At 65.7% G+C, this 12431-nt stretch carries 10 protein-coding genes, 1 tRNA gene and 1 pseudogene; 8 read left to right on the forward strand and 4 right to left on the reverse strand.

Features of this window, described 5'->3' with window-relative positions; translation table 11 throughout:
- Positions 1–78: 78 nt before the first annotated feature.
- Entirely contained in the window at positions 79–1638 is a 1560-nt protein-coding gene (locus Mspo_RS13745; protein ID WP_159730653.1) for a leucyl aminopeptidase, read from the reverse strand.
- Positions 1639–2111: 473 nt separating this feature from the next.
- Here Mspo_RS13745 and lptG point away from each other — a divergent pair, with 473 nt between their 5' ends.
- The 6 genes from lptG (at position 2112) to accC (ending at position 9089) form a co-directional block, all read left to right on the forward strand.
- Positions 2112–3197, forward strand: coding sequence for an LPS export ABC transporter permease LptG (gene lptG / locus Mspo_RS13750; RefSeq protein ID WP_159730655.1), 1086 nt, complete (start codon positions 2112–2114; stop codon positions 3195–3197).
- Complete coding sequence (locus Mspo_RS13755) at positions 3197–5818, forward strand: LPS-assembly protein LptD (RefSeq protein ID WP_159730657.1); 2622 nt, start codon at positions 3197–3199, stop codon at positions 5816–5818. Before lptG ends, Mspo_RS13755 begins: the two co-directional genes overlap by 1 nt.
- Positions 5819–5867: 49 nt before the next feature.
- Positions 5868–6653, forward strand: coding sequence for a DsbA family protein (locus Mspo_RS13760; protein WP_159730659.1), 786 nt, complete (start codon positions 5868–5870; stop codon positions 6651–6653).
- 86 nt (positions 6654–6739) lie between these two features.
- Complete coding sequence (gene aroQ, locus Mspo_RS13765; RefSeq protein WP_159730661.1) at positions 6740–7183, forward strand: type II 3-dehydroquinate dehydratase; 444 nt, start codon at positions 6740–6742, stop codon at positions 7181–7183.
- A gap of 6 nt (positions 7184–7189) precedes the next feature.
- Positions 7190–7723 (forward strand): acetyl-CoA carboxylase biotin carboxyl carrier protein, encoded by a 534-nt coding sequence (gene accB, locus Mspo_RS13770; RefSeq protein WP_201281703.1) that lies wholly within the window; start codon positions 7190–7192, stop codon positions 7721–7723.
- A 7-nt stretch (positions 7724–7730) separates the two neighbouring features.
- On the forward strand, positions 7731–9089 hold the full coding sequence (gene accC, locus Mspo_RS13775; RefSeq protein WP_159730663.1) for an acetyl-CoA carboxylase biotin carboxylase subunit: 1359 nt from the start codon (positions 7731–7733) through the stop codon (positions 9087–9089).
- Between the two features lie 100 nt (positions 9090–9189).
- Here the strand turns inward: accC and Mspo_RS20095 are convergent.
- The 3 genes and pseudogenes from Mspo_RS20095 to Mspo_RS13790 all read right to left on the reverse strand — a co-directional run.
- Positions 9190–9408, reverse strand: a pseudogene (locus tag Mspo_RS20095) (transposase); the annotation flags it as partial.
- 141 nt (positions 9409–9549) lie between these two features.
- Positions 9550–10632, reverse strand: a complete 1083-nt coding sequence (locus Mspo_RS13785) for a helix-turn-helix transcriptional regulator (protein WP_159730665.1) — start codon at positions 10630–10632, stop codon at positions 9550–9552.
- Between the two features lie 137 nt (positions 10633–10769).
- Positions 10770–11726, reverse strand: a complete 957-nt coding sequence (locus Mspo_RS13790; RefSeq protein ID WP_159730667.1) for a UDP-glucuronic acid decarboxylase family protein — start codon at positions 11724–11726, stop codon at positions 10770–10772.
- 313 nt (positions 11727–12039) lie between these two features.
- Between Mspo_RS13790 and Mspo_RS13795 the strand changes: the two genes are divergently transcribed.
- Both Mspo_RS13795 and Mspo_RS19935 read left to right on the forward strand, forming a co-directional pair.
- Positions 12040–12115: transfer RNA gene (locus Mspo_RS13795), tRNA-Thr, on the forward strand.
- A 123-nt stretch (positions 12116–12238) separates the two neighbouring features.
- The coding region (locus Mspo_RS19935) for an Arm DNA-binding domain-containing protein (protein ID WP_244613443.1) at positions 12239–12431 on the forward strand (193 nt) is incomplete at its 3' end.

Consider the following 12431-nt stretch of genomic DNA (forward strand, 5'->3'; position numbering starts at 1 on the left):
TCGGCCGAGCAAGAGGTTATCCGATCGGCCTCCCGCCTTTGCCGCCCCGCCCGCGGCGGGCGGGGCGAAACGTGTCATTCAGCCTTCGTAATAGTCCTTCACCAAGCGGTCGAGCAGCCGCACGCCCCAGCCGGACGCCCAGCTCTGGCTGATGTCCGAGGCGGGCGAGCCCATGCCGGTCCCTGCGATGTCGAGATGCGCCCAGGGCGTCTTATCGACGAATCGCTCCAGAAATTGCGCCGCGGTGATCGAGCCGGCGTGGCGGCCGCCCGTGTTCTTCATATCGGCGAATTTCGATTCGATGAGCTTGTCATAGGCCGGCCCCATCGGCAGGCGCCAGAGCTTCTCGCCGGTCGCCTTGCCGGCTTCGAGGATGCGGCCCGCCAATTCGTCATTATTGGAGAAGAGGCCCGCATGTTCCTGTCCGAGCGCCACGAGAATAGCGCCGGTCAGCGTCGCCAGATCGATGATGAAGGCGGGCTTGTATTTGTCCTTCACATGCCAGAGGGCGTCGGCGAGCACGAGACGCCCTTCTGCATCCGTGTTGATGATCTCGATCGTCTGGCCGGAGAGCGAGGTGACGATGTCGCCCGGCCGTTGCGCCTCTCCGGAAGGCATGTTCTCGACGAGGCCGAGCACGCCGATCACATTGGCCTTGGCCTTGCGCGCGGCGAGCGCGTGGAGGAGGCCGGTCACGGCCGCGGCGCCGGCCATATCGCCCTTCATATCCTCCATGCTGGCGGCCGGCTTGATGGAAATGCCGCCCGTGTCGAAGCAAACGCCCTTGCCGACGAAGGCGATGGGCTGCGCGCCGGGCGCGCCGCCGTTCCAGCGCAGAATGACGACGCGGCTCGGATGGGCCGAGCCCTGGCCGACGCCCAGCAGCGCGCGGAAGCCGAGCGTCTGCAGCGCCGCCGCGTCGAGAATCTCGACCTCCACGCCGAGATCGGCGAGCTGGCTGGCGCGGCGGGCGAACTCCTCCGGATACAATATATTGGCGGGCTCGTTGACGAGATCGCGGGCGAGGACGACGCCCTCGGCGAGGCCCAGCGACCGCGCGATGGCGTCACGCGCGGCTTCGGGATCGGCGACGGCGACGGCGACGTCGCTCGCGCCTTCGCGCTCGGCCTCGTCCTTTTTCTTCTTGGTGCGGTAGCGATCGAATTTATAGGCGCGCAATTCGGCGCCCAGCGCGAATTGTCCGGCCGCGGCGGCGGGGTCGGCCGGAGCCTCCGGCGCATCGAAGAGGACGAGCGCGTTCTGGCCCTGGCCGAGCCTGGCGGAGACCTGGCCGCCGAGGCCGAGGATATCGTCGAACGGCTCGCTCTTATCGGCGGCTTCGCCCTCCGCGGCGGCGCCGACGCCGATGACGAGCAGCCGGCCGACCGACGCGAGCCCCTGGGGCGCGTAGAGGTCGAGCGACGTCCCACGTTTGCCGGTGAATTTCGCCGCGGCGGCGGCGCGCGTCAGCTGGGGCAGCGTCTCTTTCAAAAACGTCTCGGTCTCGGCGCCGAGGCGCAGCTTGGCGCCGGCGAAGGCGACGAGGACGAGAGGTCTGCCGCCGTCCTCCGGAGCCGCCGCGAGGCGCCGCTCCGCCTCGCCGAAAGACACTGCTTCGATTTTCACATAGGCGGACATTTTTGAACCTCTCGTAGGGAAAACAGTCGCTTGCCGCAGCAGCGGGGAGTCGTTGGCACGACTATCCTCCCGACGCCGCCGGGGGTCAACGTTCGTCGCTCGACCTGCGTTCAGGGAACCGGCTTCGCTCTGGCGGTATGGCCGGCGACATCGCAACCGGCGGGAATCTTCCGCCATTCGCGTCGCCGTCGCGCGCGTCTTCGTCCGCCCAGGAAAAGCCTCGAGCGGGGTCGATTCTCGTGGGCGGGGCGAGAGCCGGCCGGCTCGGCGCCCCGAATGATCGGGCGGATGGCGGACCCTCGCGAGACGAGGGAGGACGGCCGCCGGCTTGCGCCGAGCCGTCCGAGCGTCTAGCGAAGCGACGGGCGCGCCGGCGCGGGACGCCGCGGCCGCATGGGGGAGGGGCGACGACAGGCGATGGCGATCGATTCTGCGCGACAGAGACCGCTTTCGCGTCAGAGCGCGAGGTCCGCATGATCGGCGTCACGATCACCCGCTATCTCGCCGCGCGCTTCACCAAGACGATCATGACGATCTTCGTCACCATGTTCTGTCTCATGTTCGTCGTCTATTTCGTGGAGCTGCTGCGGCGCGCCGGCGACATTCCGCAGGCGGGCGCGGGGACGGTGGCGTTGATGACGATCCTGCGCGTGCCGGCGACGGCGGAGATGATTCTTCCCTTCGCGGTTCTGTTCGGCTCCATGGCGACTTTCGTGGATTTGACGCGCAAGCTCGAGCTCGTCGTGGCGCGCGCCTCGGGCATGTCGGTCTGGCAGTTCCTGCTGCCGCCGGCTCTGGTCGCGGCGGCGATCGGCGTCGTCTCGGTCACTCTCTATAATCCGCTCTCCGCGACGATGAAGATGCGCTCGGACCAGATGGAGCTCGAGCTCTTCGGAGTCGAAGGCAGCGTGCGCATCGACCATGGCAAATGGTTCCGCCTCAACGGCGTCGACGGCCAAGCGATCATGCATGCGGTCAATGTGCGGGCGGGCGGCCTCGAGCTCGATGGCGTCAGCGTCAATGTCTATCAGAAGGACGGCGTTTTCCTCGAGCGGGTCGAGGCGGCGCGCGCGCGGCTGCTCGCCGGCGTGTTCGTTCTCGAGGACGCCCGCGTCAACGCGCCGGGCGAGGAATCGCGCGCCGTCGGCTCCTATCTGCTGGCGACCGATCTGACGCCCGAGCAACTCGCCTCCGCCGCCACTCCGCCGCAGGGGGCGCCCTTCTGGGATCTGCCGAGGCTCGGCGAGAGCAGCCGCGACGCCGGGCTCGACCCGACCGGCTACGCTCTGCAATTTCAGACGCTTCTGGCGCGGCCTTTGCTGCTCGTCGCCATGGTTCTCGTCGCCGCTTCCTTTTCGTTAAGATTCTTTCGATTTGGCGGAATCGCGCGCACCATTTCGGGTGGCGTCGCGTCGGGCTTCGTGCTTTATATCGGATCGAAAATCTTTTCCGATCTGGGTGGCGCAGGCGTCATCAGCCCGCTGGTCGCTGCTTGGTCGCCTGCTCTCGTCGGAAGCATGTTGGGTGCGCTCGCATTATTGCATTCGGAGGACGGCTGATGGGCCCCCGCCGTCGTCGCCGCTCTCGCGAAGTCAAGCCGCACCCGGCGTTCGTCGGCGGTGCGCTCGCACGGCCGCGCGTCGTTTCGCATCTCTTCTCGTTTCTCGCCGCGCTGCTCGCCGCCGCGCCGGTCGCCGCGCGCGCCCAGACGCCCGCGGCGCCGCCCGGGAGCGCGCAGCGCATGGTGGTGGAGGCCAAGGAGCTCGCCTATGACGAGCGCCGCAATGTCGTCACCGCGCTCGGCTCCGTGCAGATCTATTACAAGGGCCGAATGCTGGAGGCGGACCGCGTCGTCTATGACCGCAATACGCAGCGCGTCTTCGCCGAGGGTCACGCCAAGCTGACCGAGACGAATGGAACGGTCGCCTACGCCGATCGCTTCGACTTCACCGACGATTTCAAGAACGGCTTCATCGAAAGTCTCCAGGTCGAGAGCGCCGAGAGCACCCATTTCAGCTCGCCCCGCGCCGAGCGCGCGGGCGAGGTCACGACCTTCGAGCAGGGCGCCTATACGGCCTGCGACGCCTGCCAGGACGATCCGACCAAGCCGCGTCTGTGGACGGTCCACGCCAAGCGCATCGTCCACGACAATGACGAGAAGGTGATCTATTACGAGGACGCCTCGCTCGAATTGTTCGGGACGCCGATCGCCTATGTTCCCTATTTCTGGTCGGCCGATCCGTCGGTGAAGCGCAAGTCGGGCTTCCTCAACCCGCAGCTGACCTACCGCCAGCAACTCGGCTTCGGCATTGGCGTGCCCTATTATTGGGCGCTCGCGCCCGATTACGACCTCACCATCACGCCGACGGGCTTCACGCGGCAGGGACCCTTCCTCGCCGCCGAGTTCCGTCATCGGCTAGAGAACGGCTCTTACGTGATTCGCGCCGAGGGCGCTCATGTCGGCGACCCCAGCGCCTTCACCATCGCGCCTTATGGCGCGCGCAACGAGCGCTGGCGCGGCTCGGTCTACAGCAACGGCGAATTCGCGCTCAACGACTATTGGCGCTTCGGCTGGGACGTGACCGCGCTCAGCGACCGCTATTTCCTGCAGGACTACAAGCAGTACAACAGCTTCCTGCAGAACTACTTCTTCCGCGAAGCGTCTTCGACCGTCTATCTGACGGGACAGGGGCCGCGCAGCTATTTCAATCTGCGCGGCTACTACTTCCAGGGTCTTTCGGCGACTGACGTGCAGGCGCAGCAGCCGGTCGTGCATCCGCTGCTCGACTATAATCGCGCTTTCGACATCGACCCCGCCAAGACCTTCGGCATCGGCGGCCAGATCACGCTCGACGGCAATTTCACCAGCACTTCGGCGAGCATCGCCAATTACGAGTCGATCCAGCCGCGCACGCTCGACTCGCTCTATGGCCTCTACAATGTGTGCCAGGTCTACTCGCCGTCCGTCGATCCCTATAAGAGCCGCTGTCTGTTGCGCGGCGTCGGCGGCAATTACGAGCATGCGACGGCGATGGCCTCGTGGCAGCGCCGGATCATCGATCCGCTCGGCGGCTCCTGGACGCCCTTCGCCTTCACGCGCGTCTCTGGCTCTTATCTCAGCTACGACACCACCAATTCCTATGCGGCCTACAACAGCTTCTGGCAGCCGATCCCCAACGCCGCGCAGTCGCTGTTCGTCAACGGGGCGGACAATGTCTTCCGCGGGCAGGCGACGCCGGGCGGCGGCGTCGAATGGCGCTACCCGATTCTCGCCCGCAGCAATCTCGGCGACCTCGTCTTCGAGCCGATCGCCCAGGTCGTGGCCCGGCCGAACCAGTCGTCCATACCCTCGCTCGTCAATATGGACGCGCAGAGCCTCGTCTTCGACGATTCGAACCTGTTCGAATGGAGCAAATATTCGGGCTACGATCGTTTCGAGACCGGCACGCGCGTCAATTACGGCGGCCAGGCGACGCTCGCCTTCGCCAATGGCGGCTTCGTCAATGCGCTCGTCGGCCAGTCGCGGCAGGTCGCCGGCAAGAACGGCTATTCGACGGCCGACGCCGCCAATGTCGGCCTGTCCTCGGGCCTCGACACGCGCACCTCGGACTGGGTGGGCCGTCTCGCCGTCGCGCCTTCCTCCATCTTCAGCGTCGTCGCCAAGGGCCGTTTCGATCCGGACGGCTTGCGCGGACGCCGCATCGACGTCATCGCGTCGCTCAAGCTCGATCCGCTCACGGTCAATCTGCAATACGCCAATTACGCCTCGCAGCAGGTCATCGGCTTCGACCAGCGCCGGCAAGGCATGTCGGTGAACGGCCGCTACGACATCACCAAGAATTATTTCCTCACCGGCTCGGCCACATTCGACATGAGCCGCTATCTCTACAATTCCTTGACCACCTCGCCGGCCATGAATATCACGCTGACGGGCAGCACCATCACGGGAATGGCTCCGTTGTTCTCGGTCGCCGCGCTGGGCCTGGGGGGCGGCTACAAGGACGAGTGCACCACTCTCTCGATCAATTACTCGTCGGTCTTCCAAGGGAACACCGCGACCGGGCTCTCGCGGAACCAGACGATCATGGTGTCGCTGCAATTGCGCACGCTGGGCGACGCCAAATTCAACTATGGGCTCGGCTCGCTCCTGCTCAACGACGGCGTGCGCACCCAGCCCTGACGAGCGAACGCCTAGAGAGGGCGTTCCGAACCCCCCGAGGAGATTCCCCATGCGGCTCGCCCCTGTTTTCGAGAAACGCGCATTCGCGCGCGCCGCGGCCGCGGCGGTCTTCGGCCTCGTCGCCGTCGCCGCGCCGCTGCGCGCCGAGGCCCAGACGATGCAGAAGGCCGAGATCGAGAAGATCGTCCACGATTATCTGATCGCCAATCCGGAGGTGATTCGCGACGCGATCGACGAGCTCGATCGCCGCCAGAAGGTCGCCGAGGCGGACTCTCGTCAGAAGGTCGTCAGCCAGAGCGCCGACAAATTGTTCAATTCCATCAATCAGGCGGTGGTCGGCAATCCGGCGGGCGACGTCACGCTGGTCGAGTTCTTCGACTATAATTGCGGCTATTGCAAACGCGCGCTCGACGATGTCGCCAAGCTCGTCGACGGCGATCCGAAGCTGCGGATCGTGCTGAAGGATTTTCCCGTGCTGGGCCCGGGCTCGGTGGAGGCGGCGGAGATCGCCGCCGCGCTGCGCCTGCAGTTGAAGCCGGACAAATTCTACGAGTTCCACCGCAAGCTGCTCGGGCTGCGCGGCTCGGTCGGCAAGGCGCAGGCGCTCGCCGTCGCCAAGGAGCTCGGCGCCGACACGGCCAGGCTGGAGAAGGACGCCAAGAGCCCCGAGGTCAAGGCCGCGATCAGGGAGGTCGCGGAGCTCGCCGACGGCCTCAATCTGAGCGGCACGCCCTCCTGGGTGCTGGGCAAGGAGGTGATCGTCGGCGCGGTCGGCTATCAGCAGCTCAAAGCCAAGATCGACAATACGCGCAAATGCGGAAAGACGGTGTGCTGACGCGCGGGGCGGGGCTTCCTTCGCGGCGGCAATGAGGCTAGAAGGGTGCCCGCCGGCGCGGCGCGCGCCCTTCGTCCAGGACCCTCATGCCCGCCGTCCATGTGATCAACGGTCCCAATCTCAATCTGCTCGGGACGCGCGAGCCGGACGTCTATGGCCGCGCGACTCTCGACGACATAAGGGCGCGCCTGGCAGAGCTCTGCGCCGCCCGCGGGATCGAGCTCGTGTTCCGGCAGTCCAACCATGAGGGCGACCTCGTGGACTGGATTCAGGAGGCGGGCAAGGCGGGCGCGCCCGTGATACTCAACGCCGGGGCCTTCACCCATACGTCGATCGCGCTCCACGACGCCATAAAGGGCTCTGGAGCGACGGTCGTCGAAGTTCATCTCTCCAATGTGCATGCGCGGGAGAGTTTTCGGCGTCACTCCTTCATCGCGCCCGTGGCTCGCGGCGTCATCGCCGGTTTCGGAGCCGCTTCCTATGAACTGGCGCTGGCCGCATTATTCGATCGAGAAGAAAGAAAGACCTGAGCAATCATGGCGCGCAAAGTTCAAACTCGTCGCCCCTCCACCCCCGCCGCCAAACCGAAGACCGCCGCCGCCGGAGCCGGCGTCGATACGGAGCTGCTGCGCGAGATTGCGCGCCTGCTCGGCGAGAGCGACCTGACCGAGATCGAGGTGGAGAAGGGCGATCTGCGCATCCGCGCCGCGCGCACGCCGGCCGCGGCGCCCGCCACGGCGACGATCGCGCTGCCGGCCTATGCGCCGGCGCCCGTCGCCGCCCCGCCCCAGGCGCCCGCCACCCGGCCCGCCGCCTCCGCGGCTCCCGCCGAGCACGCCGACGCGCTGAAATCGCCCATGGTCGGCACCGCCTATCTGCGGCCGGCGCCGGACGCCAAGCCCTTCGTCGAAGTGGGCTCGCGCGTCACCGCCGGCGACAAGCTGCTGCTCATCGAGGCGATGAAGACTTTCAACGACATCGTCGCGCCCAAGGGCGGCGTGGTGACGGCCATATTGGTCGAAGACGGACAGCCGGTCGAATATGGCGAACCGCTCCTCGTGATCGAGTAGGGCGCCCATGTTCGACAAGATCCTCATCGCCAATCGCGGCGAAATCGCGCTTCGCATCCAGCGCGCCGCCAAGGAGCTCGGCATAGCGACCGTGGCCGTGCATTCGACCGCCGACGCCGACGCCATGCATGTGAAGCTCGCCGACGAATCGGTGTGCATCGGTCCGCCGGCGGCGCGCGAATCCTATCTCAACATTCCGGCCCTGCTCTCGGCCTGCGAGATCACCGGCGCCGACGCCGTGCATCCGGGCTATGGCTTTCTCTCGGAGAACGCCCGCTTCGCCGAGATCGTCTCCGAGCACGGCCTCACCTTCATCGGGCCGAAGGCCGAGCACATCCGTCTGATGGGCGACAAGATCGAGGCCAAGGCCACCGCCAGGCGTCTCGGCATTCCCTGCGTGCCCGGCTCGGACGGCCCCATCGCCGACGAGAAGGAGGGCGCGAAGGTCGCCGCCGAGATCGGCTATCCCGTGCTGGTGAAGGCGGCCTCGGGCGGCGGCGGCCGCGGCATGAAGGTCGCCCGCAGCGAAGCCGAGCTCCATTCCGCCATCGCCACGGCGCGCGCCGAGGCGAAGGCCGCCTTCGGCGACGACACTGTCTATCTCGAGAAATATCTCGACAAGCCGCGCCACATCGAGATTCAGGTGTTCGGCGACGGCAAGGGACAGGCGATTCATCTCGGCGAGCGCGACTGCTCGCTGCAGCGCCGCCACCAGAAGGTCTGGGAAGAGAGTCCGTCGCCCGCGCTCAACGACGAGCAGCGCGCCGCGATCGGCGAGATCTGCGCCAAGGCGATGCGCGAATTGAAATACGCCGGCGCGGGCACGGTCGAGTTCCTCTACGAGAACGGCGCCTTCTATTTCATCGAGATGAACACGCGCATCCAGGTCGAGCATCCGGTGACGGAGGCGGTGACCGGAATCGATCTCGTCAGCGAGCAGATCAGGGTCGCCGCCGGCTCGCCTCTGTCGCTGCGCCAGGAGGACATCTGGTTCTGGGGCCATGCGATCGAATGCCGCGTGAACGCCGAGCATCCGTCGAGCTTTCGGCCCTCGCCCGGGCGCATCGCCTATTATCATCCGCCGGGCGGCGTCGGCGTGCGCGTCGATTCGTCCGCCTATCAAGGCTACACAATTCCGCCGAATTACGACTCGCTCATCGGCAAGCTCATCGTCCATGGCCGCAATCGCACCGAGGCGTTGATGCGGCTGCGCCGGTCGCTGGACGAGTTCATCATCGACGGCGTCGACACGACTTTGCCGCTGTTCCGCACGCTGGTGCGCAACGCCGACGTCCAGAACGGCGTCTATGACATCCATTGGCTCGAGCATTTTCTGGCGACGGGGGGCATAGAGCCGAGCTTCTGATCCACGCCGCTCAGCGCGACGCGCGGCGCTCGGAGAGGGCGCAGACGGAAAGGAGCGCGTCGCGCAGTTGTGTGAGCCCCGCCTCTTTCGCCTCCTGGCGCAGGAGGCGCCAGCGGCCATCCCGCGACCATCTCAAAAACTGCCGATAGACCGAGCTCCAATTGCCGAACTCCTCCGGCAAATCGCGCCATGCGGCGCTGGTCAGCGCGATCCACAGCACGCCGTCGATGACGCGGCGATGGTCGCGCGGCGGGCGTCCGCGCCTTGCGCCCGTCTCTATGACGAATGGCGCGCAGAACGCCCATTCGTCCTCATCCAGCCGACCGTCGATCACACCGATCCTCGAGCGATCAGTCGAGACTGACTCGACTCGCCGTGAATGCCGCGTCGCCCTGACTATATGGGTCGGGAGCCGTACGTATCCCCCAAATGGAGTAGACGGAGGGGGAAAGGCGAGCCTTCAGGGAAGCGTCGTTCGCGACAGGAGCCGCACGAGCTCGACTTGGCGCGACGCTCCGGTCTTGGCGTAGACGGCTCTGATCTGCGTTCGGACGGTTTCCGGCGAGACGCCGTGATCAGTGGCGATTTCGAGCGTCGTCCGACCCGCGACGATCGCGCGCGCGACCCGCGCTTCGGCCGGGGTCAGATCGAACAGGCCCTGCAGCAGCGTCGCCTCTGGAGCCGCGCCGGCCGTCAATTCTGTGGCGACCAGCAGCACGTCGCCGGCCGCGAACACATCCTGCGCCGCGCGGCGGATCGGCGCGAGATGCAGCACGAGCGGCGGTCGGCCCATGCGCGCGGCGATAGACAGAGATTGCACGCCCGTGGGCGCGCCGGCGATGCGCAAGCGGGCGAGCGCCCGCTCGAACAGCGCATCGGCGCGCGGATCGGAGATGACGGCGCGCTCGCGCCGGTCCTGCACGAGCGATGGGACGAAGCGCGCGAACAGATCATTGGCGAGCAGCAGCCGATGCGAGCGCGACAGCACGGCCGCGGGGAGGCCGAGGGCGCGCATCGTCTCGGCTGCGGCGCGCGCCCGCTCGAGCCCGAGTCGCGCGGCGACGAGCGCCGCGCGGGCGAGATGGCCGCCGATCGCATCCAGCGAATCGAGCATTGCGCGATCGAAGGGACCATCGGCGAAACGCTTCTCCCAGCTGAAGATGAGCGTGTCGCCGGTCGGCGGCGCAGCGATCCGGCCGGCGCACCAGCCGAGGCCCAGGCTGCGCAGATAGGCGTAGGTCGGATCGACGTCCATCTCCTCGGGCGAGAACATCTCGTGGTCGCAGATGAATCCCGCGGCGCCGACAGCGAGGCTGCGCGCCGGACGCGGATTGCGCGCCGCCCATCCTTTCTCGATGAATTCCGCGAACATGGGGGCGATGCGCGGCGACGCCGTCCATCCCGAAAATTGCGGGTTGCTCGCGAATAATACGCCGCCGAAGGAGCCGCTGAGCGCGGAGATCGCGTCAAGAACGTCGGGCCAGAGCTCCGGGACGACGGCGGCCTCATAGATGCGGTCGGCCAAGCTATCGAATTTCGACATGGACGACGTCCTCGGGCGCCGAGTGCGACGGAAACGTGATTTCCGGCGCCTCGACTGGAGCGCGGCGTCGCGCCAGGAGTCTTTTGTTTCGACGCGTTTCCGACGCCGAACCGGCGTCCACTTCGGCTGGAAACGCTCTAATCCTCGCGGGCGCGACCGAGCAGCTCGTCGAAATAAGCGATGGTGCGAAGGAGCCCGTCGCGCAAGGGAATTGTCGGCTGCCAGCCGAGCAGGCGCTCTGCGGCGGAAATATCCGGTCGGCGCTGCTTGGGATCGTCCGCCGGCAGCGGCTCGAAGACGAGCTTCGACCGCGAGCCGGTGAGGTCGATCACCTGCTCGGCGAGCTGTCTGATGGTGAATTCCTGCGGATTGCCGATATTGATGGGGCCGACGACGTCGTCGGGCGAATCCATGAGCGCGGTGAAGCCGCCGATGAGATCGTCGACATAGCAGAAGGAGCGAGTCTGCTGGCCTTCGCCATAAATGCTGATCGGCTCGCCCTTGAGCGCCTGCACGATGAAATTCGAGACGACGCGCCCGTCGCGCGCATGCATGCGCGGCCCATAAGTATTGAAAATGCGCACGACTTTGATCTTCAGCCGATGCTGGCGATGATAGTCGAAGAACAAGGTCTCGGCGCAGCGTTTTCCTTCGTCATAGCAGGCGCGCGGCCCGAGCGGATTGACGTTGCCCCAATAGGATTCCGGCTGCGGATGCACGGCGGGATCGCCGTAGACCTCGGAGGTCGACGCCTGGAACACTTTGACCTTCAGCCGCTTGGCGAGGCCGAGCATGTTGATCGCGCCGATGACGCTGGTCTTCGTCGTCTGCACCGGATCGAATTGATAATGGATCGGCGAGGCGGGGCAGGCGAGATTGTAGATTTCGTCGACCTCGACGAACAGCGGAAATGTGATGTCGTGGCGCAGCAGCTCGAAACTCTTGTGGTCGAGCAGATGGTGGATGTTCTTGCGCTGGCCGGTGAAGAAATTATCGACGCAGAGGACCTCGTGCCCCGCCGCGATCAACCGCTCGCACAAATGCGAACCGAGAAAACCCGCGCCACCCGTGACCAGAATCCTGCGGCTTTCCATGTGAGCGCCCTGGATCGTCCCGAAGAACAGCGTTTGTCGAATTGCGATTCGTCACGACACTGCAATTCCAGATAGCATTCCGCCCCCCGTGGCGCAACGCCGACGCTCTCGTCTCGAAGGCCAGCTTCGCGAGCGCAATTCAATTCTCGACCGGATGATGCGCCTGATGGCGCGTTTCGGATCGGCGGCGAAGGCTTCTCTCGCGGATCGATTGTCCGGTCCGAGGGACGCCGGTGTCCTTGCTCTTTTCCCGAGGAGCGCAGCAGCGTATAGAAAGGCCGGACGTCGAAACGCCAAGTGATCGTGTCAGCGCGCCGGTTTAGCTCAGCTGGTAGAGCAACTGATTTGTAATCAGTAGGTCGCGGGTTCGAATCCTGCAACCGGCACCACCTCTCCATCTCAGATTGTCCGAGAATGTCCGAAAATCCCTGAAAAACAAGCAAGTATCGGCAAAATAGCGTCCGAGGAGGTCTAACGGCGCGCGTTGGTATCCGTCGCAAAGGTTGGTATTTATGTTGGTCTCTGCGAAACAGAAGACGCTGGCGATCGGCGTCTACCCGACGGTCGGCCTCAAAGAGGCGCGCGAGGCGCGGGAGCAGGCCAAGCCCAAGGCTGTTCAACGCTCTATAGTTGGTCCGATGAAGTGGGGTGATTTTCGCTTTTCAAGCCTGGAAGTGTCTGAATCTATGGGGAGCAACCCGAATC

This window comes from Methylosinus sp. Ce-a6 (genome assembly GCF_009811655.1).
GTDB lineage: Bacteria > Pseudomonadota > Alphaproteobacteria > Rhizobiales > Beijerinckiaceae > Methylosinus.